The following is a 19,662-nucleotide window of genomic DNA, read 5'->3' as shown; positions in this document are numbered from 1 at the left end:
GGGGGCCGCGACGACGGCCCGGAGCCCGAGTCTAGCGAAGGGCCCCGGGACCGCCGAGCGGCGGGCCGAGGGACGGCTGCGTCGGGCTCAGCGCTCCCGGCGGTAGAACGGCGTGGCCACCACGGTGAACGGCTCGCCGCGGCCGCGCAGGTCCACCTGCAGGGACGTGCCCTCGGCGGCCACGTCGCGGCGGACACGGGCCAGGGCGATGGGGTGTCCGAGGGTCGGGCTGGGGGCGCCCGAGGTCACCTCGCCCACCCGCTCGCCGGACTCGTCCAGCACGGCGTAACCGTGCCGGGCGGCACGCCGACCCGCGCCCTGCAGCCCCACGAGGACCTCCTCGACGTCGTCCCTGCCGACCAGCGCGGATCGTCCGACGAAGTCGGCCTCCTTGCTCGCGGGCACCGCGAAGCCGACGCCAGAGGCGTGCGGCTGGTGCCCGGTGTCCAGCTCGTTGCCGTAGAGCGGCATGCCCGCCTCGAGGCGCAGCGAGTCCCGCGAGGCGAGCCCGCACAGCGTCAGCTCCACGCCCGCCTCGTCCGCGGCCGAGAGCATCGTGTTCCACACGGCGGAGCCGCGGTCGCCGGCCTCGGCGGTGGAGGCGGCGGGCAGGAACAGCTCGAAGCCGTCCTCACCGGTGTAGCCGGTGCGGGCGACGACGGCGATGACGTCACCGGCGTCCGTGGGCACGGTCAGGGTCAGGTGGCCGTAGTACTTCAGCTCGGCCAGCTGCGCCGCGGCCTCCGGCATGGCCCGGGCGAGGATCCTCTCGGCCTGCGGGCCCTGCACGGCCACGAGGGCGGTGGTCGAGGACTCGTCCTCGACGACGGCGTCCCAGCCCGACGCCCGCTGGTTCAGGGCGGTGTGGACCGCGGCGATGTTGCCGGCGTTGGGCACCACCAGGTAGTCGGGCTCGGAGCCGGCCTCGCCGTCGTCCATCCGGTAGACGATCGTGTCGTCCAGGACGGTGCCGGCGTCCGTCAGGCACAGCGCGTACTTGGCGCGCCCGGGCTTCAACGTGGAGAGCACGCTCGAGAGGGCGTGGTCCAGCATGGCCCCGGCCTCCGGACCGGTGACCCGGACCTCGCCCATGTGAGAGAGGTCGAACAGGCCGGCGGAGGTGCGGACGGCCTTGTGCTCGGCCAGCTCGGAGCCGTACTTCAGGGGCATGTTCCAGCCGCCGAAGTCCGTGAACGTGGCGCCCGCGGCCTCGTGGACCGGGTGCAGCGGGGAGTTGCGCGTCGAATCGCTCATGGGGGTGATCCTCTCAGTCCTCGTCGGCGGTGTCGGCCACGGCGTCCTCGAACGCCTCGGGCGGCGGGCACGAGCACACGAGGTTGCGATCGCCGTAGGCGCCGTCGATGCGGCCCACCGGCGGCAGGTACTTGTCCAGCCGCAGGCTCGGCACCGGCGTGCCCGCCTGGGCGCGCGAGTAGGGGCGATCCCACTCGTCGGCCATCAGGACGTTGAGGGTGTGCGGGGCGCGACGCAGGACGGAGTCCGCCACGGTCTCCGGGGTGACGGCGGTGATCTCGGCGTGGATGGCCTCCATCGCCTCGATGAACCGCTCGATCTCCTCGAGGTCCTCGGACTCGGTGGGCTCCACCATGAGCGTGCCGGCCACGGGGAACGCCAGGGTGGGGGCGTGGAACCCGTAGTCGATGAGGCGCTTGCACACGTCCTCGGCGGTCACGCCCGTGCGGGCCGTGAGCTCGCGCAGGTCGAGGATGCACTCGTGCGCCACGAGGCCGTCGTTGCCCGTGTACAGCGTCGGGTAGAGGGGCGCGAGGCGGCGGGAGATGTAGTTGGCGCCCAGCAGCGCGTGCGCGGTGGCGGAGCGCAGGCCCTCGGCGCCCATCAGGTGGATGTAGGCCCAGGAGATGGGCAGCACGCCGGCCGAGCCGTGCGGGGCCGCGGTCATCAGGGCCTCGCGGGAGGGCAGGTACGGCACCAGGTGCTCGCCCACCGCCACGGGGCCCACGCCCGGGCCCCCGCCGCCGTGCGGGATGCAGAACGTCTTGTGCAGGTTCAGGTGGGAGACGTCTCCGCCGAACTCGCCCGGCTGGGCCAGGCCCACGAGCGCGTTGAGGTTGGCGCCGTCGATGTACACCTGGCCGCCCGCGGCGTGCACCGTGGCGCAGACCTCCTTGACGTCGGCGTCGTAGACGCCGTGCGTGGAGGGGTAGGTGATCATGATGGCCGCGATGCGGCCCTCGTTCGCCGCGATCTTGGCGTCCAGGTCGGCGGCGTCGATCGTGCCGTCGTCGGCGGTGGCGACGACGACGACCTTCAGCCCCGCCAGCACGGCCGAGGCCGCGTTGGTGCCGTGGGCGGAGGCCGGGATCAGGCAGATGTCCCGCTCACCCTCACCGCGGGCCAGGTGGTACTGGCGGATGGCCCACAGGCCCGCGAACTCGCCCTGCGAGCCGGCGTTCGGGGCCACCGAGACGCCCGCGTAGCCGGTGATCTCGGCGAGCTTGGCCTCGAGGTCCTCGATCAGGAACCGCCAGCCCTCGGTCTGGTGGTCGGGCGCGAACGGGTGGATGGAGCAGAACTCGGGCCAGGAGATGGCCTCCATCTCCGCGGTGGCGTTGAGCTTCATGGTGCACGAGCCCAGCGGGATCATGGTCCGGTCCAGCGCCAGGTCGTAGCCGGAGAGGCGGCGCAGGTAGCGCAGCATCTTCGTCTCCGAGTGGTGGGTGTTGAACACCGGGTGCGTCATGAACGCGGAGGAGCGGCGCAGCGCCTCCGGCACGGCCGGGGTGGCCACGGCGCCCTCGTGCGCGGAGGCCGGCAGGGAGCCCGCGTCCAGGCCGAACGCCGTCAGGACGGCCACGAGGTCGGCGTCGACGGTGGTCTCATCGGCCGCGATCCGCAGGGTGTCCGCGTCCACCAGGCGCAGGTTCACGCCGTTCTCCTCGGCGGCCTGCAGGACCTGCTCGGCCCGGCCGGGCACGCGGACGGTGATCGTGTCGAAGAAGTGCTCCCCGGCGACCTCGACGCCGCCGGCCCGCAGCGCCTCCGCCAGGCGGACGGCCTGGGCGTGGGCGTGGCGCGCGATGCGGGCGATGCCCTGGGGGCCGTGGTAGACGGCGTACATCGAGGCGACGATCGCCAGCAGCGCCTGGGCGGTGCAGATGTTGGAGGTGGCCTTCTCGCGCCGGATGTGCTGTTCGCGCGTCTGGAGGGCGAGGCGGTAGGCGGGCTTGCCGGCGTCGTCGTGGGAGACGCCCACGAGGCGGCCCGGCATGCTGCGCTGCAGGCCCTCCTTCACGGCCATGTAGGCGGCGTGGGGGCCGCCGAAGAACAGGGGCACGCCGAAGCGCTGCGTGGAGCCGACGGCGATGTCCGCGCCCTGCTCCCCGGGCGGGGTGATCAGGGCGAGGGAGAGGATGTCCGCCGCGACGGTCACGAGGGCGCCGGCCTCCTTGGCCTGCGCGATGACGGCGGCGTGGTCGTGGATGCGGCCGGAGTCGCCGGGCTGCTGCAGCACGACGCCGCACAGGCCCTTCTCCTCGACCTCGGCGCGGACGTCCTCCGGGATGCCTGCGGAGAGGTCGGCCACGCGCACGTCGATGCCCACGGCCTCGGCACGCAGGCGCACCACGGAGAGGGTCTGCGGGAAGAGGTCCGCGTCGAGGAGGGTGACGCCGTCGGTCCTGCGACGGTTGGCACGGTGCATGAGGAGCACGGCCTCGGCGGCGGCGGAGGCCTCGTCCAGCAGGGAGGCGTTGGCGATGTCCAGGCCGGTGAGGTCCTGGACCATCGTCTGGTAGTTCAGGAGGGCCTCGAGGCGGCCCTGGGAGATCTCCGGCTGGTACGGCGTGTAGGCCGTGTACCAGGCCGGGTTCTCCAGCACCTTGCGGAGGATGACGCCCGGGGTGACGGTGTCCGAGAAGCCCTGCCCGATCATCTGGGTCTTCATGACGTTGCGGCCGGCGATCTCGCGCAGCTGCTCCAGGACCGCGGACTCGGTCAGCGGGGCGGGCAGCTCGAGGGGCTTCGGCTGGCGGATGCCGGCGGGGACGGCGGTGTCCACGAGGGCCTCGAGCGAGTCGTAGCCCAGGGTCTGCAGCATGTGCTCGACGTCCGCGGGGCGCGGGCCGATGTGGCGGGCCACGAAGGGGGCCGAGGCGGTGTCCTTGGGCTCGACGCGCTCGTGGGGCAGCGCGGTCGTGCTCTCGGTGGTCTGGGGGCTGGTCACGGGGTACCTCCGGGGGATCCTGCCGTGGTCACGGCGTGGGTCTGCTCCTCCCCGCTCTGTCATGGACCTGAGAGTTTCCGACGCCCGGGTGGGCGGCTTGCACCGTCGGTGGTCTCGGTCCGGACGCGGGCGCGGCGGAGTGAGACGCTTTCCAGAGCGCCTGACCCCACGCGGTACGGATGCCTGAGAGATTCCCGGGGAGGGTTTGCTCCTTCGGCGGCCTGCTCACGCGGCCGGCCGGGGCAGGACGCGCGCCGACGCTCTCCCGCGCGGGGCATGCGGCGTGCCGTCAGTATCCCACACGTGTAGGCCGCGTCACAGGGCGCCCGGGAGGGGCCGGACGGGGCGTGTCGAAGGCTTTCGTTGATGAAACGGGCGCCCGGGAGGGGTTGAGTCGCCCCACGCGCCCGTGCCTATCGTGGCGAGGACGGGCGGACGTGTTCCTCCGCCCCGGAGCCGACCGAGGGAGCGATCCACCCATGTACACCCGCAGCCGGAACGACGTCGAGAAGGTCGAGTGGGGCGGAGGCACCTCCGAACGCCTCATCACCGCGAAGGACGAGATGGGCTTCGCCGTCGCCCACACGATCGTGCGCGCCGGATCGTCCTCGAAGCTCCAGTACCGCAACCACCAGGAGGCCTGTTACTGCATCGCGGGCAACGGCTCCGTGGTGGAGCCGGACGGCACCGTCCACGAGATCACGCCGGGTGTCATCTACGTCCTGCCGGACCACGAGCCGCACGACCTGCGCGGCGGCACCGAGGACATGCACCTGATCTCGGTGTTCAACCCCGCCATCACCGGCGACGAGAAGCACACCCTGTCGGAGGACGGCTACTCCAGCTACTGAGCGCGGGCACGGTGACGGGAGGCGTCGACGACGGCGCCTCCCGTTTCGGCAACGAAAGCGCCGCGACACACCGCCGTTTCCTCAACGAAAACGTGAGGGTGGGGCGAGGGTTCACCCGGGCGTCGCCGGGCGGCCACCCGGAAGCCGGCCCGCGGTCGACCGCGTCGGGGATCCTCGGACGGCACCGCACCGTCAGACCGGAGGTCCTCCCGTGAACCCCACCTTCTCCCGCCGCACCGGCCTGCGCGCGTTGGCCGCCGCCGTCTTCGCGGGCACCGTGACGGTCAAGGCGCCCGCGGCCCTCGCCCGCACCGCCGCCTCCACCCCCGCCGCCGGCGCGGACGGCTTCCGCGTGTTGCCCTACCTGATGGAGCCTACGGCGACCTCGATGGACCTCGTCTGGTTCTCGGAGCGGGACGTGCCGGGCACGGTCGTCGTCTCGGGCCCGGGCCTGGGCAACAACCACCGCGGCGGCCGCACCCGCCCTGCCGGCACACGTGTCTCCACCCCCGAGCCCCAGCCGCTCCTGGCCTACACGGAGAAGGAACTCTCCCAGTCGATCAAGGGCCTGGCCCAGGGCTCGTGGCTGCTCGGCCCGGCCAGCTACAAGCACCGCGTCTCCCTCACCGGCCTGAAGGCCGGCAAGGAGTACCGCTACACCGTCGCGCAGGGCGGGCAGCGCCACACCGCGGCCTTCCGGACGGCCGACGACGGCGCGAACTGGTCCGACCTGCGCCTCATCGCGTTCTCGGACACGGAGACCGAGCCCTACGGCCGCATCGAGAACCGCGAGTGGGAGCTGAGCATGGTGACGCCCTACACCGAGGGCTCCCTCCCCCGCCCCGGCGAGGGCTCGGTCTGGCAGCAGACCTTCGGCTCCACCACCCGCTACGGGCAGTTCACGCTGAAGTACCCGCTCACCCAGGACGTGGCGCTGCGCGAGAACATCCGCCACATCGACGCGGTCGCGCCGGACCTGATTCTCGTGGCCGGCGACCTCGGCCAGGGCGGCGGGTATCAGCCGGGCTGGGACGAGTTCTTCCGCCACTTCGCGGGCGAGCACTCGGACATCGCCTCCCGCGTTCCGCTCATCACCTCGCTCGGCAACTGGGAGACCTTCGCCGCCCTCAACGACGGCTACGGCACCGCCGCCGACCGCTCCCCCGTGGTCCGCTCGCGCAACAAGTACCACGCGTACTTCGAGCGCACCGGCGCCGGCACGGACCGCGAGAACCCGCGATTCCGCGGCTCCTACTACCGCACGGACCACGGGCCGCTGACCATCCTCACGCTGGACTCCACGAACGGCGTCCCGGACGAGTCCGTGGGCGCGGGCCTACTCTCGGGGGCGCCCTTCTCCGGCGACGACCGCAACTTCACCGCCGCCACGATGCCCACCGACACGCAGGGCTCCTTCACCCAGGCCGAGTACGAGGCCGCCTTCCCCACGGTCTTCCCCGGAAGCACCCCCGCCGACGCCGACCTGCCGGTCCTCAACCCGGGCCACGAGCAGTGGGCCTGGACCGAGCGCCAGCTCGCCGACGCCCGCGCCGCCGGCCGCATCGTCATCGTCGAGTTCCACCACGCCGCCTACTCCGTGGGCGTCCACGGCACCCCGCCGAACCACGAGTTCCCGGACGACCAGTCCGGCGTCGCCATGCGCGTCTACACGCCACTGTTCGAGAAGTACGGGGTCGCCGTCGTGATTTCGGGCCACGACGAGATGTTCCAGCGCTCGTGGGTGGACGAGGACGGCGACGGCGTCGGCTTCCACGCCTACGACGTGGGCGTGGCCGCGGACGGCCTGCGCGGCGAGCAGTATGCGAAGGACGCGTCCGGGCAGTGGAAGCCCGTGCGCTTCAACACGCACATGGAGTGGACCGCGAACACGCACGAGCCCGAGACCTGGGCCGACGTGGACGGCGTGCGTCACCTCGTGGACGGCGGCATGCACTACGGCCACCTCCAGATCGACCTGAAGCGCCGCGGCCGGGAGGCCGAGATGACGCTCACGCCGATGTACGTGTTCCCGATCCTGGACGACGAGTACCGTCTGGTGCGCACCGAGCGCCGCGCGTACGACGACGTGCAGACCGTGCGGTTCGACCGTCGGGGCGTGCCGAAGCCGCGCCGCTGACCCCCGCGGGCGGGTCGTAGGGTGGCGGGGTGCTCAACCTGTGCGCCCCCGAGCGCACCGTGCGCCGCAACACCCACCTGGCCCTGGTGCTGACCGCGATCGCGGGGATCCTCAACTCCGTGGGCTTCGTCGCCGTGGCCACGTACACGTCCCACATGACGGGGATCGTGGCGTCCATGGCGGACGCGGCGGTCCTCCACGCCCCGGGTCTGGTCGGCACGGGCCTGCTCGCGCTGGCCATGTTCATCCTGGGCGCGGTCGTCTGCGCGCTGGTGTTCAACTGGGGCCGGGTCAACGGCCTCCGGTCGCGGTACGCCAACATCCTCCTGCTCGAGGGCGTCGGCATGCTGGTGTTCGGCCTGCTCGCCGAGCACGTCCGCGATGCGCACCGGCCGCTGGTCGTGGTGGCCGTGCTGTGCTTCACCATGGGCCTGCAGAACGCCTTGATCACCCGCATCGGGGCGTGGCCGATCCGCACCACGCACGTGACGGGCATGGTCACGGACATCGGCGTCGAGCTCGGCAAGATCCTGTACCGCAACGGCCCCGGGGCCGCGGCCCCCGTCGTCGGGGAACCGCGGCGCGTGGGACTGCTGGCGCTGCTCGTGGCCCTGTTCTTCCTGGGCGGGGTGGCGGGCGCGGCCGGTTACCTCTGGCTGGGCTTCGAGGTGGTCATCCCGGTGGCTGGCGTGCTGCTGCTCATCGCCCACCGCCCGCTGGTCCAGGACCTGCAGGACGCGTGGCTCACACGAAGGCCGAGACGCCGGTGAGGGCCCGCCCCACGATCAGGGTGTTCATGCCGTAGGAGCCCTCGTAGGAGTAGATGGCCTCCACGTCCCCCATGATCTTGGCGATCTCGTGCTCCGTGAGCAGGCCGTTGCCGCCGAGGGCGTCGCGGGCGAGCGCCGCCGAGGACCGGGCCAGCCGGGTCGAGGTGGCCTTGGCCATGGCCGCGTGCATCATCTCCATCCGCCCCTCCTGCCGCAGGGCGTCCACCTGGAGCATCATGCCGGCGGACGCGGCGAGGTTGCCGGCGACCTCGGCGATCTGGGCCTGGATCAGCTGGAACGCGGCCAGCGGGCGGCCGAATTGCTCCCGCCGCAGCGCGTAGGAGCGCAGCACGTCCAGCACGCCCATCTGCGCGCCGACGCCCTGCCAGCCGACCCACATGCGCGAGTCGCGCAGCAGGGCGCGGGTGGCGGCGAAGGTGGTGGCGCCGGGCAGGATCGCGTCCGCGGGCAGGCGCACGTCCAGGGTGATGTCCGCGTTCTGCATGATCCGCAGGCCCATCTTCCCGCTGATCTTGGTGGCCTCGTAGCCGGGGGTGTCGGTGGGCACCACGAAGCCCTTGATCTCGCCGTCGGCGGTGTCGCGTGCCCAGACGAGCGCGACGTCGGCGATCGTGCCGGCCCCGATCCAGCGCTTGGCGCCGCGGATGACCCACTCGTCGCCGTCGCGGGTGGCGGTGGTGGCGAGGCCTCCGGCGATGTCCGAGCCGTGGTCCGGCTCGGTGAGGCAGAACGCGCCCAGGGCGTCGAAGGATTCGAGGCGCCCCTGCCACGTGGCCTTCTGACGCTCTGAGCCCAGGCCGGCGATCATGCCGAGGTTGAGCTCGTTGTGGATGCCCACGAGGGCGGACAGGGACAGGTCCACACGGGCGATCTCCGCGTGCACGAGCTGCTGGAACAGCGAGGACGAGCCGTCCAGGACGAGGCGTCCCAGACCCAGCTCGGCCAGGCCCGGCAGCAGGTCGAACGCGAACTCCTCGGCGTCCCAATACCGGGTCAGGTGCGGCCGCACGCGGGTCTGCAGGTGGTCCTCGATCGCGTCGAGCCGGGCACGCTCGACCGGTTCGAGGCGGTCCCGCAGGCGCAGCAGGTCCACGTGGGGCAGGCCGGGGGTGACGGCGGGCGCGCCAGGGGCGGGGACGGGGCGGTCGGCGATGGCGGTCATGGCTCTCCTTCGGGGGCGGTCCGACGACGGCGGGCGGTTTCGCCGCGAATCCGACTGTAGGACTTCCTACTATCCAGGTCTGCCAGTAGTGTTCCAGATCACAGGCCCCCGGCCAAGGATCCGTTCAGCAGCCATCCCGAGGAGGGACCCATGACCGTCCAGGACCCCACCGCCGTCGCCGCCCCGTCGCCGACGGAGGTGTTCCGCGTGGCCCGCGACCTGCTGGTCGAGTGCCAGACCGACGACGAGCGCGCCCGCGCCGAGTTCGAGTGGCCCCGCTTCGAGCACTTCAACTTCGGCTTCGACTGGTTCGACCGCCTGGCCCAGGACCCGGCCCGCGCGGACGTGCCGGCGCTGATCATCGCCGAGGACGACGGGCGCAGCACCGAGCGCACCTTCGCCGAGCTCTCCGCGGCCTCCAACCGGGTGGCGAACTGGCTCTCCGCGCAGGGCCTGCGCCGCGGCGACCGCCTCATCCTCATGCTGAACAACCAGGTGGAGCTGTGGGAGTTCATGCTCGCCTGCATCAAGCTGCGGGTGGTCATGGTGCCCACCACCACGCAGATGACCTCCGGGGACCTCGAGGACCGCGTGACGCGCGCCGGCGCCGCGTGGGCCGTGGCCGGCGCCGAGGACCTGGCCAAGTTCGCCGGCGTCGGCGAGGGCCTGCACCTGGTGCACGTGCCGGGCGTCTTCGCGGAGGGCCCGGCGCGCCGCGCCCCGGAGGTCGCCGGCCACACCGTGCTCTCCTACGACGACGCCGCCGACGCCGCCACCGAGCTGGCCCCGGCCGAGCCGACCCCCGCGGACGAGACGCTGCTCTTCTACTTCACCTCGGGCACCACCTCGAAGCCGAAGCTCGTGGAGCACACCCACACCTCGTACCCGGTCGGCCACCTCACGACGCTCTACTGGATCGGCCTGGAGCCGGGCGACGTGCACCTCAACGTGGCCTCCCCGGGCTGGGCCAAGCACGCGTGGTCCAACTTCTTCGCCCCGTGGATCGCGGAGGCCACGATCTTCGTGCACAACGCGCGCAAGTTCGACCCCGCGGCCCTGATGGCCAACATGGCGCGCTACGGCGTCACGAGCTTCTGCGCCCCGCCCACCGTGTGGCGCATGCTCATCAAGGCGGACCTGGCGCAGCTGACGACCCCGCCGACCAAGACCATCTCCGCGGGCGAGCCGCTCAACGCCGAGGTGATCGACCAGGTGCACAAGGCGTGGGGCACCACGATCCGCGACGGCTTCGGCATGACCGAGACCACCCTGCAGGTCGCGAACACCCCCGGCCAGAAGGTCGTCATCGGCTCGATGGGCCGCCCGCTGCCCGGCATGGACGTCACCCTGATCGACCCGCTCACGGGCCAGGAGGCCGAGGAGGGCGAGATCTGCCTGCGCCTGGACCCGCGTCCGGTGGGCCTGCTGAAGTCCTACTACGGCAACCAGGAGAAGACGGACGAGGTGTTCCGCGACGGCGTCTTCCACACCGGCGACATCGCCCGCCGCGACGAGAACGGCGTGCTGACCTATGTGGGCCGCGCGGACGACGTCTTCAAGTCCTCGGACTACAAGGTGTCCCCGTTCGAGCTGGAGTCGGTGCTGGTCAAGCACCCGGCCGTGATGGAGGGCGCGATCGTCCCCACCCCGGACGAGCTGCGCCTGGCCGTGCCGAAGGCCTTCGTCACCCTCGCCCCGGGCCACGAGCCCACCGCGGAGACCGCCCGGGCGATCCTGCAGTTCACGCTCACCCAGCTGCCCCCGTACAAGCGCATCCGCCGCATCGAGTTCCTCGAGCTGCCGAAGACCATCTCGGGCAAGATCCGCCGCGTGGAGCTGCGCAAGGCCGAGGTCGAGCGCGCCCAGACGGGCGCCGCCCCGGACGGCTACGGCACCGAGTTCCGGGAGGAGGACCTGGACCTGCATCGCTGACCGGCCGTTCCCCGCCACCGCCCCGTCCGTGTCCGGCGGTGGCGGGGGACCCCCGGTGCGCCGCTAGTCTGGAGCGCCATGAAGAAGCCACCCCTCGCCCAGGACCCCATCCGGGAGGCCGCCCGGAACTGGGAGCGTCACGGATGGGGTGACGTCGCCCGCCCGATGGCCGCCATCACCTCGATCATGCGGGCCCAGCAGATCCTGCTGGGTCGGGCGCAGGCCGCGCTCAAGCCCTACGGGCTCACCTTCGCGCGGTACGAGCTGCTGGCGCTGCTGAACTTCTCGCGCGAGAACCGGATGCGGATGTCCAAGGCGTCCGCGCTCCTGCAGGTCCACCCCACCTCGGTGACCAATGCGGTGGACCGGCTCGAGGCCGCCGGGCTGGTGGAGCGCACCCCCCACGAGTCGGACCGCCGCGCGCTCGTGCTCGCCCTCACGGACGAGGGCCGGCGCGTCGCCGTCGCCGCCACGGAGACGCTCAACGCCGAGGTCTTCGGCCGTTCCGGCTTCGGCCCGGCGGACGTGGACACCCTCATCGACGTCCTCGGCCGGTTCCGCGCCGAGGCCGGCGACTTCCAGGTCGACGGCCCCGACGCCGGCGCGCCCGCGACGGCGGAGCACACCTCCTCCTGACGCTCTCCGCGGCCTCCGGCCGCGCGGCTCAGCGGGGCTCGAGGCGCACGGCGCCGTCGAGCCGGATGACCTCGCCGTTGAGGAACGGGTTGGACACGATCTGCTCGACGAGCAGCGCGTAGTCCTCGGGCCGGCCGAGGCGGGCCGGATGCGGGGTCTTGGTGGACAGCGCCTCGCGGGCGGCCTCGGGCAGGCCGGCCATCATGGGCGTCTCCATGAGGCCGGGGGCGATCGTGACCACGCGGATCTGCGAGGAGGCGAGCTCGCGGGCCGCGGGCAGGGTCAGCGCGACCACGGCGCCCTTGGAGGCGGAGTACGCGATCTGGCCGATCTGCCCGTCGTAGGCCGCCACGGAGGCGGTGTTGACGATGACGCCGCGGTCCTCGCCGAGCGGCTCCTGCGCCTTCATCGCGGCGGCGGCCTGGGCCATCATCGCCACGGTGCCGACCGTGTTGATCGCCAGGACCCGACTGAGCACCTCGGCGGACAGCGGTCCGTCGCGACCCACGAGCTTGCCCGGCGTCGCCACGCCGGCGCAGTTGACCAGCACCCGCAGCGGCCCGGCCTCCAGCGCGGCGGCCACGGCCTCGCGGGCGGTGTCCTCGGCGGTGACGTCGCCCGTCACGAAGCGCGCGCGGGGGCCGAGGGCAGCCACGGCGTCCGCGCGGACGGTCTCGCGCTCGCGGTCCGGCAGGTCCACCACCACGACGGCGGCGCCCGCGTCGGCCAGGCGGCGGGCGGTGGCGTGGCCGAGGCCCGAGGCCCCGCCGGTGACGATCGCGCTCTGGTTCGACAGGTCCATGGACGGACCCTCCCTTCCTCCTCGGGATACCCCCCGAGTTCGATAGTTGCATGTCCTACGTTCTCATCCTAGATTAGCGGATGAGTAACCCAGATCACACGCACGGCCGGGCCTGCCATGCCCGCCGTGGGCGGCGCCCAACGACGTCCGCCCTTCCGCCTGGACCCGCGAGGAGCCCCCATGTCCGAGAAGACCGCGCCCACCGAGACCGCCCCCGTGATCCCCCACTTCGTGCACGGCGAGCGGCGCGAGGGCGCCTCCGGCCGGCACAGCGACGTCTACCACCCGGCCACGGGCAGGGTGGCGGGCCGCGTGCCGCTGGCCTCCGCCGAGGAGATCGACGCCGCCCTGGCCTCCGCCGAGGAGGGCTTCGCCGCGTGGTCGACGCTGAATCCGCAGCGCCGCGGCCGCATCCTGCTGCGCTGGGTCGACCTGATCAACGAGAACATGGACGAGCTGGCCACCGTGCTCGCCCAGGAGCACGGCAAGACCTTCCCGGACGCCAAGGGCGACATCCAGCGCGGCATCGAGGTCGTGGAGTTCGCCGCGGGCGCCCCGCACCTGCTCAAGGGTGAGTTCACCGCCGACGCGGGCACCGGCATCGACGTGCACTCCATGCGCCAGCCGCTCGGCGTGGCCGTGGGCATCACGCCCTTCAACTTCCCGGCGATGATCCCGCTGTGGAAGGCCGGCATCGCCCTGGCGGCGGGCAACGCCTTCGTCCTCAAGCCCTCCGAGCGCGACCCCTCCGTCCCGGTGCGCCTGGCCGAGCTGGCCCTCGAGGCCGGCATGCCCGCCGGCGCCCTCAACGTGGTGCACGGCGACAAGGCCGCCGTGGACGCGCTCATCGAGGACCCGCGCGTCAAGGCCGTCGGCTTCGTCGGCTCCACCCCGATCGCGCAGTCCATCTACGCCCACGCCGGCCGCATGGGCAAGCGCGCGCAGTGCTTCGGCGGGGCCAAGAACCACGCCGTGGTCATGCCGGACGCGGACCTCGAGATGACCGCCGACGCCCTGGTCGGCGCCGCCTTCGGCTCCGCCGGCGAGCGCTGCATGGCGATCTCCGTGGCCGTCCCGGTCGGCGAGGAGACCGCCGACCGCCTGATCGCGCTGCTCCGCGAGCGCGTGAAGGACCTCAGGGTCGGCCCGTCGCTCGAGGCGTCCTCGGACTTCGGCCCCGTCGTCTCGAAGGACGCGAAGGAGCGCATCGAGGGCTACATCGCGGCCGGCGTCGAGGCGGGCGCCGACCTGGTCGAGGACGGCCGGGGCGTCGTCGTCGAGGGCCACGAGGACGGCTTCTACGTGGGCGCCACCCTGTTCGACCGCGTCACCCCGGAGATGAGCATCTACCGCGAGGAGATCTTCGGCCCGGTGCTCTCCGTGGTCCGCGCGAAGGACTACGAGGAGGCGCTCACGCTCGTGAACGAGCACGAGTTCGGCAACGGCGTGGCCATCTTCACCCGCGACGGCGACGCCGCCCGCGACTTCTCCACCCGCGTGGACACCGGCATGGTCGGCGTGAACGTGCCGATCCCCGTGCCGATCGCCTACTACACCTTCGGCGGCTGGAAGGCCTCCGGCTTCGGCGACCTGAACCAGCACGGCACGGACGGGCTGAAGTTCTACACCAAGACGAAGACCGTCACCACGCGCTGGCCCTCCGGCGTGCGCGAGGGCGCCAGCTTCGTGATGCCGGCCGGCTCGTGACCGCCCCGCAGCCCGTCCCGACCAGGAGGACCCCATGACCACCGTTCTGTTCCTCGGCCTCGGCCACATGGGCGGCCCCATGGCCGCCAACCTCGCCGCCGCGGGTCACCGCGTGCTCGGCTTCGACCTCGTCCCCGAGGCCCTCGAGAAGGCCCGTGCGGCCGGCGTCGAGACCGTCACGGACACGGCCGCGGCGGCCGCGGAGGCCGACGTCGTGCTGACCATGCTCCCCCACGGACGCCTGGTGCTGGACGTCTACCGGGGTGAGGACGGCGACGGCGGCCTGCTCGCCGCCGCCCGGCCCGGCACCGTGTTCTTGGACTGCTCGACCATCGACGTCGCCGAGGCTCGCGAGGCGGCCGCGGCGGCGGAGGCGGCGGGCATGCGGGCGGCCGACGCGCCGGTCTCGGGCGGCCAGGTGGGTGCCGAGGCCGGCACCCTCGCCTTCATGGTGGGCGCCTCGGACGAGGTGTACGCCGAGGTGCTGCCGCTGCTCGAGGTCATGGGCGCGCGGATCGTGCACTGCGGGGCCGCCGGCCTGGGCCAGGCCGCGAAGATCTGCAACAACATGGTGCTGGGGGTCACGCAGATCGCCGTCGCCGAGGCCTTCGTCCTGGGCGAGCGCCTGGGCCTGCAGCACCAGGCCCTGTATGACGTGATGAGCAAGGCCTCCGGGCAGTGCTGGTCCCTGACCACCAACTGCCCGGTGCCTGGCCCCGTCCCCGGCTCCCCCGCGAACCGGGACTTCCAGCCCGGCTTCGCCGGCGCCCTGATGGCCAAGGACCTCGGGCTCGCGCTCGCGGCCCTGGACGAGCAGGGCGTGGCGGCCGACCTGGGGCGCCTCGCGCAGGCCAAATACGCCGAGTACGCCGCCGGAGAAGGCGCCGCCCGCGACTTTTCCGGCATCATCGAGGACATCCGAGCATCACACACGGACAGGAGCGAGGCATGAGCGAGCAGACCACCCCGGACGGCGCCGAGTCGCCGATCATCGTGGAGCGGCAGGGCCGGGTCGGCCACATCCGCCTGAACCGGCCGAAGGCCCTGAATGCGCTGAACGAGGCGACGATGCGTGCCGTCGTCGCGGCGGTGCAGGAGCTGGACACCGACCCGGAGATCGGGGCGATCCTGCTCTCCGGCTCCCCCAAGGCGTTCGCCGCCGGCGCGGACATCAAGGAGATGGCCACCAAGGAGTTCTCCGAGATGTACGCGGCCGACTGGTTCGCCGGCTGGGACGGGCTCACCCGTGCCCGCACCCCCATCGTGGCGTGCGTGACCGGCTACGCCCTCGGCGGCGGCTGCGAGCTGGCCATGATGGCCGATGTGCTCGTGGCCGGCGAGGGCGCGAAGTTCGGCCAGCCCGAGATCAACCTCGGCGTCATCCCCGGCATGGGCGGCTCCCAGCGCCTGACCCGCGCCGTGGGCAAGGCGAAGGCCATGGACATGATCCTCACCGGCCGCATGATCGGGGCCGAGGAGGCCGAGCGCATCGGGCTCGTCTCCCGCGTGGTGGCCGACGAGAAGGCCCTCGAGGAGGCGCTGGAGGTGGCCGCGACCATCGCGTCCAAGTCCAAGCCGGCCTCCTGGATGGCCAAGGAGGCCGTCAACGCCGCGTTCGAGACCACGCTCGCCCAGGGCATCGCCTTCGAGCGCCGCGTGTTCCACGCCGCGTTCGCCACGGCGGACCAGAAGGAGGGCATGGACGCGTTCACGGCCAAGCGCGAGGCGGGGTGGCGGCACCGATGAGCGACGCGCAGACCACCGCGACGACGGCCCCCGCGGCCGCACAGGAGGGCGCGGCGGGCGAGGTGCTCCTCGAGGTCCGCGACGGCCTCGGCCGCATCACGCTGAACCGCCCGCGCGCCCTGAACGCGCTGACGCAGGACATGGTCCGGGCGATCGACGCGGCCCTCGTGGCGTGGGCCGCCGACCCGGCGGTGCGCGGCGTGCTGATCCGCGGTGCCGGCGAGAAGGGGCTGTGCGCCGGCGGCGACGTCGTCTCCCTGCGCTCCTCCCTCCTGGCCGGGCGGTTCGCGGAGGCCGAGGAGTTCTTCCGCGACGAGTACGCGATGAACGAGCGCATCGCGGCCTACCCCAAGCCGTACGTGGCCTTCATGGACGGGGTCGTCCTGGGCGGCGGCATGGGCGTGTCCGCGCACGGCTCGCACCGCGTGGCCACCGAGCGGACCCGCGCCGGCATGCCCGAGACGGCGATCGGGTTCACCCCCGACGTCGGCGGCTCGTTCCACCTCGCCCGCGCGCCCTTCCAGGCGGGCCGGCACCTGGCCGCGACCTCGGCGCACGCCTCCGGTTCCGACGCGGTGGCCCTGGGCCTGGCGGACATCTTCGTGGAGTCCGCCCGGCTGGACGAGCTCGAGCAGGCCCTCGCCGCGGCGTTCGGCGCCCTCGGCCCGGCCGCGGACGCGGGCGCGCGCGACGAGGCCGCCTTCGCCGCCGCCGACGAGGCGCTGGCCCGGTTCGCGGTGGCCGAGGACGCACGGCCCGCCTCCGCGCTGGTGGCCGGCCGGGAGTGGATCGAGGACGCCTACGACCGGGAGACGGCCGCCGAGGTCCTCGCCGCCCTGGACGAGCGCGCCGCCGCTGGCGGGGAGCACGCCGAGGCCGCGGGGCAGGCCGCCGAGGCCATCCGCACCAAGTCCCCGACCGCCGTCGCCGTGGCCCACGAGGCCCAGCGCCGGCTGGCCGCGCGCGGGGCGGACCTGACCGTGGCCGACGCGCTGCGCCAGGAGTTCACGATCGGCACCCACCTGATGCGCGAGCCGGACATGGCCGAGGGCATCCGCGCGCTGCTCGTGGACAAGGACAAGGATCCGACGTGGAGCCCGGCCCGGCTCGAGGACGTCTCGGCCGAGGACGTGGCCGGGCACTTCGAGCCCGTGTCCGGGGTGGACCCGCTGCAGCTCGGCTGAGCCCGCCCCGACGGACGGCGCCCCGTGGTCACGAGTGGTGACCGCGGGGCGCCGTGCTGTGTGGGGCGACCGGGCGGGGCCCCCGACGTCAGCCGATCAGGCCGCGGCCCACGATCATGCGCATGATCTCGTTGGAGCCCTCGAGGATCCGGTGCACGCGCAGGTCCCGGACGAGCTTCTCCACGCCGTACTCGTGCAGGTAGCCGTAGCCGCCGTGCAGCTGCAGGGCGGTGTCGGCGGCCTCGTAGCCGGACTCGGTGGCCACGAGCTTGGCCATGGCGCACAGGCGCACGGTGTCCGGGTCGTTGCGGTCCAGGGCGTCCGCGGCGCGCATGAGCATCGTGTGGGCGGTCTCCAGCTTCACGGACATGTCCGCGAGCTCGAACACGAGGGCCTGCTTGGTGGTGAGCGGCTCGCCGAACGCGCTGCGCTCCTTGAGGTAGCGGGTGGCCTTGTCCAGGGCGGCCAGGCCGCCGCCGATCGAGCAGGCGCCGATGTTCAGGCGGCCGCCGTTGAGGCCCTTCATGGCGATGCGGAAGCCGTCGCCCTCCTCGCCGAGGCGGTCGGCCACGGGCACGCGGACGTCCTCGAAGATCACCTGGCGCGTGGGCTGGGTGTGCCAGCCCATCTTCTTCTCGTTGGGGCCGAAGGACAGGCCGGGGGTGTCCTTGTGGACCACGACGGCGGAGATCCCCCGGGCGCCCGTGTCCGCGGTGCGGCACATCACCACGTAGCAGTCGGACGCGCCGGCGCCGGAGATGAACTGCTTGACACCGTTGAGGACGTAGTGGTCGCCGTCGCGGACGGCGCGAGTCTTCAGCGCGGCCGCGTCCGAGCCGGCGCCGGGCTCGGTGAGGCAGTAGCTGGCCAGGTGCTCCATGCTCGCGAGGTCGGGGATCCAGCGGGCCCGCTGCTCGTCGGTGCCGAAGGAGTCGATCATCCACGCGACCATGTTGTGGATGGAGATGTAGGCGGCGAAGGCCGGGTCCGCCTTGGCGAGTTCCTCGAAGATCAGGATCGCGTCCGTGCGCTCCAGGCCGGTGCCGCCGTGCTCCTCCCCCACGTAGATGCCGCCCAGGCCGAGCTCGCCGGCCTCGGCGAGGACGTCCACCGGGAAATGCTTCTCGGCGTCCCAGTCGAGGGCGTGCGGGGCGACGCGCTGCTCGGTGAAGTCGCGGACGGCGTCGACCAGGGCCTTCTGGTCGTCGGTGATGGGGAACATGGGTTCGTCCTCCTGGGGCTCGGGCCGGCCGCGCGGGCGGTCCACGACGGGGTGGTGCGGGGGTGACACCGCGGGCGGCGACAGGGTGTGACTGTCGTCACCACGATAATAGGACATCCAATGATCAGCCGTGTCGCCGCCGGGCCGTGGGCTAGCGTGCTCCCCGTGCAGACCACCACCAGCCCCACCGCGGACTCGCCCACCGGCCCCCGCTCCCACCCCTCCGGCCGCACGGAACAGCTGTTCGGCATCCGCCGCCACGCGCTGATGACCGAGCGGAACGGCGCCCTCAACCCGGCCGCGTTCGAGGTCGGCCCGTGGTGCCTCGACCTGGACGGCCGGCCCACCGGCGCGGCGGCCACCGTGATCATGGACAACGCCACCGCGGTGGCCGTGCACCACGCGGCCCGGGACATCGAGACCGTGGTCACCACCGAGCTGCAGGTCAACGTGCTCGGCCCGCTGCCCGCCTTCGACGCGGCGGCCGTCACGGCCGGGGACGAGGACGGCCCGCTGCTGGAGTGCTGGACCCGCCCGCTGGCCTGGGATGCTGCCGGCGGCGTGGCCCGCGCGTGGCTCGAGGACGCGGACGGGCGTCGCGTGGTCGAGGCGACCGGCTGGTTCCAGTCGGTGCCGGCCGGAGCGCCGGAGCGGATGGCCGAGTTCGTCGCCGCCGGGCGGCTGCCCCGCGGGGCCGAGACCCGCGTGCCCATGCCGGGGCTGCTGGCCGCCCGCCCCGAGTCGTTGCCGACGGCCGATCCGGACGTGCGCCCCGCCGTCGACGCCGCGGCGACCGCGGGCGCCCGCTTCGCCCCGAAGCCGGAGCTGGCCAACCCGTCGGGCGCCGTCCACGGCGGGGCCATGACGCTGCGGGCGGTCACCGCCGCGCAGGCGGCCATGCCGGACCGCGAGCGCTACGACGTCCAGGCCGTGCGCGTGGTGTTCGTGCGCCCGGGCCACGGCGAGATGGTCGCCCTCACGCGGGTGCGGCACGCCGGCCGGTCCCTGCGCCTCGTGGACGTGGACCTCGTGCCGGTCGGCGCCGACGGCGTCCCCGTGGCCGACAAGCCGATGGTCCAGGTGCAGGTCACCTTCCGAGCTGCCCGGAGCTGACGCCCCGCACGCCCGAGCGCCCGAGCGCTTTCGAACGTGAGAGAGGCCCGGCGGGTTCAACCGGTCGTTGCAACACCGTGCGTTGAGAGCGAGCGTAGCTGCTCGGCGAAGACCTCCGCGGGAGTCTTCCAGTCCAGGACCTTCCTGGGCCTGTTGTTCAGCGTGTACGCGACTG

The 19,662-nt window shown here is 72.9% G+C and carries 15 protein-coding genes, 1 pseudogene and 1 riboswitch; of the genes and pseudogenes, 10 read left to right on the top strand and 6 right to left on the bottom strand.

What is annotated here, in order from left to right; translation table 11 throughout:
• Positions 1 to 87: 87 nt before the first annotated feature.
• Together gcvT and gcvP are read right to left on the bottom strand one after the other, a co-directional pair.
• Complete coding sequence (gene gcvT, locus MF605_RS09670; protein WP_134415960.1) at positions 88 to 1,254, bottom strand: glycine cleavage system aminomethyltransferase GcvT; 1,167 nt, start codon at positions 1,252 to 1,254, stop codon at positions 88 to 90.
• Between the two features lie 13 nt (positions 1,255 to 1,267).
• A complete protein-coding gene (gene gcvP / locus MF605_RS09665) occupies positions 1,268 to 4,204 on the bottom strand; it encodes an aminomethyl-transferring glycine dehydrogenase (RefSeq protein ID WP_134415962.1) in 2,937 nt (978 codons plus the stop codon).
• Positions 4,205 to 4,365: 161 nt separating this feature from the next.
• Positions 4,366 to 4,482, bottom strand: a riboswitch (glycine riboswitch).
• Between the two features lie 201 nt (positions 4,483 to 4,683).
• Here gcvP and MF605_RS09660 point away from each other — a divergent pair.
• The 3 genes from MF605_RS09660 (at position 4,684) to MF605_RS09650 (ending at position 7,962) form a co-directional block, all read left to right on the top strand.
• Positions 4,684 to 5,055: an ectoine synthase gene (locus MF605_RS09660; RefSeq protein ID WP_020624813.1), complete on the top strand. Its 372-nt coding sequence runs from the start codon at positions 4,684 to 4,686 to the stop codon at positions 5,053 to 5,055.
• A 211-nt stretch (positions 5,056 to 5,266) separates the two neighbouring features.
• Complete coding sequence (locus MF605_RS09655; protein ID WP_225348899.1) at positions 5,267 to 7,192, top strand: metallophosphoesterase family protein; 1,926 nt, start codon at positions 5,267 to 5,269, stop codon at positions 7,190 to 7,192.
• A 29-nt stretch (positions 7,193 to 7,221) separates the two neighbouring features.
• Positions 7,222 to 7,962 carry a YoaK family protein gene (locus MF605_RS09650; RefSeq protein WP_020624812.1) on the top strand — a complete coding sequence of 247 codons (741 nt, stop codon included), beginning with the start codon at positions 7,222 to 7,224 and terminating at the stop codon, positions 7,960 to 7,962.
• Here the strand turns inward: MF605_RS09650 and MF605_RS09645 are convergent.
• Complete coding sequence (locus tag MF605_RS09645; protein ID WP_078025381.1) at positions 7,937 to 9,145, bottom strand: acyl-CoA dehydrogenase family protein; 1,209 nt, start codon at positions 9,143 to 9,145, stop codon at positions 7,937 to 7,939. The genes MF605_RS09650 and MF605_RS09645 overlap by 26 nt on opposite strands.
• 150 nt (positions 9,146 to 9,295) lie before the next feature.
• On the opposite strand from MF605_RS09645, the gene MF605_RS09640 reads away from it, so the two are divergent.
• Positions 9,296 to 11,077, top strand: coding sequence for an AMP-binding protein (locus MF605_RS09640; protein WP_078025382.1), 1,782 nt, complete (start codon positions 9,296 to 9,298; stop codon positions 11,075 to 11,077).
• A 78-nt stretch (positions 11,078 to 11,155) separates the two neighbouring features.
• A complete protein-coding gene (locus MF605_RS09635; RefSeq protein ID WP_078025383.1) occupies positions 11,156 to 11,713 on the top strand; it encodes a MarR family winged helix-turn-helix transcriptional regulator in 558 nt (185 codons plus the stop codon).
• A 28-nt stretch (positions 11,714 to 11,741) separates the two neighbouring features.
• Here the strand turns inward: MF605_RS09635 and MF605_RS09630 are convergent, their stop codons facing one another.
• Entirely contained in the window at positions 11,742 to 12,515 is a 774-nt protein-coding gene (locus tag MF605_RS09630; protein ID WP_134415964.1) for an SDR family NAD(P)-dependent oxidoreductase, read from the bottom strand.
• A 180-nt stretch (positions 12,516 to 12,695) separates the two neighbouring features.
• Here MF605_RS09630 and MF605_RS09625 point away from each other — a divergent pair, with 180 nt between their 5' ends.
• Genes MF605_RS09625 through MF605_RS09610 form a run of 4 tightly spaced genes read left to right on the top strand, consistent with a single transcriptional unit; the run spans position 12,696 to position 17,152 of the window.
• Positions 12,696 to 14,222, top strand: coding sequence for a CoA-acylating methylmalonate-semialdehyde dehydrogenase (locus MF605_RS09625; protein WP_078025385.1), 1,527 nt, complete (start codon positions 12,696 to 12,698; stop codon positions 14,220 to 14,222).
• Between the two features lie 34 nt (positions 14,223 to 14,256).
• Positions 14,257 to 15,174 carry a 3-hydroxyisobutyrate dehydrogenase gene (mmsB, locus tag MF605_RS09620; protein WP_041102792.1) on the top strand — a complete coding sequence of 306 codons (918 nt, stop codon included), beginning with the start codon at positions 14,257 to 14,259 and terminating at the stop codon, positions 15,172 to 15,174.
• Positions 15,171 to 15,968 carry an enoyl-CoA hydratase gene (locus MF605_RS09615; protein ID WP_134415966.1) on the top strand — a complete coding sequence of 266 codons (798 nt, stop codon included), beginning with the start codon at positions 15,171 to 15,173 and terminating at the stop codon, positions 15,966 to 15,968. Before mmsB ends, MF605_RS09615 begins: the two co-directional genes overlap by 4 nt.
• The gene (locus MF605_RS09610) at positions 15,965 to 17,152 is read left to right on the top strand and encodes an enoyl-CoA hydratase/isomerase family protein (protein ID WP_134415967.1); all 1,188 of its coding nucleotides are present in this window, start codon (positions 15,965 to 15,967) and stop codon (positions 17,150 to 17,152) included. Before MF605_RS09615 ends, MF605_RS09610 begins: the two co-directional genes overlap by 4 nt.
• An 88-nt stretch (positions 17,153 to 17,240) precedes the next feature.
• Here MF605_RS09610 and MF605_RS09605 read toward each other — a convergent pair whose 3' ends face one another.
• Positions 17,241 to 18,374, bottom strand: coding sequence for an acyl-CoA dehydrogenase family protein (locus tag MF605_RS09605; protein ID WP_134415969.1), 1,134 nt, complete (start codon positions 18,372 to 18,374; stop codon positions 17,241 to 17,243).
• A 165-nt stretch (positions 18,375 to 18,539) separates the two neighbouring features.
• Here MF605_RS09605 and MF605_RS09600 point away from each other — a divergent pair, with 165 nt between their 5' ends.
• Positions 18,540 to 19,487, top strand: coding sequence for a PaaI family thioesterase (locus MF605_RS09600; RefSeq protein ID WP_134415971.1), 948 nt, complete (start codon positions 18,540 to 18,542; stop codon positions 19,485 to 19,487).
• Positions 19,488 to 19,543: 56 nt separating this feature from the next.
• Here the strand turns inward: MF605_RS09600 and MF605_RS09595 are convergent.
• Positions 19,544 to 19,662: pseudogene (locus tag MF605_RS09595) on the bottom strand (IS30 family transposase); the annotation flags it as partial.

This window comes from Micrococcus luteus (genome assembly GCF_022664405.1).
Taxonomy (GTDB): domain Bacteria; phylum Actinomycetota; class Actinomycetes; order Actinomycetales; family Micrococcaceae; genus Micrococcus; species Micrococcus luteus.
This window is presented reverse-complemented; position numbering and strand designations above follow the sequence as displayed.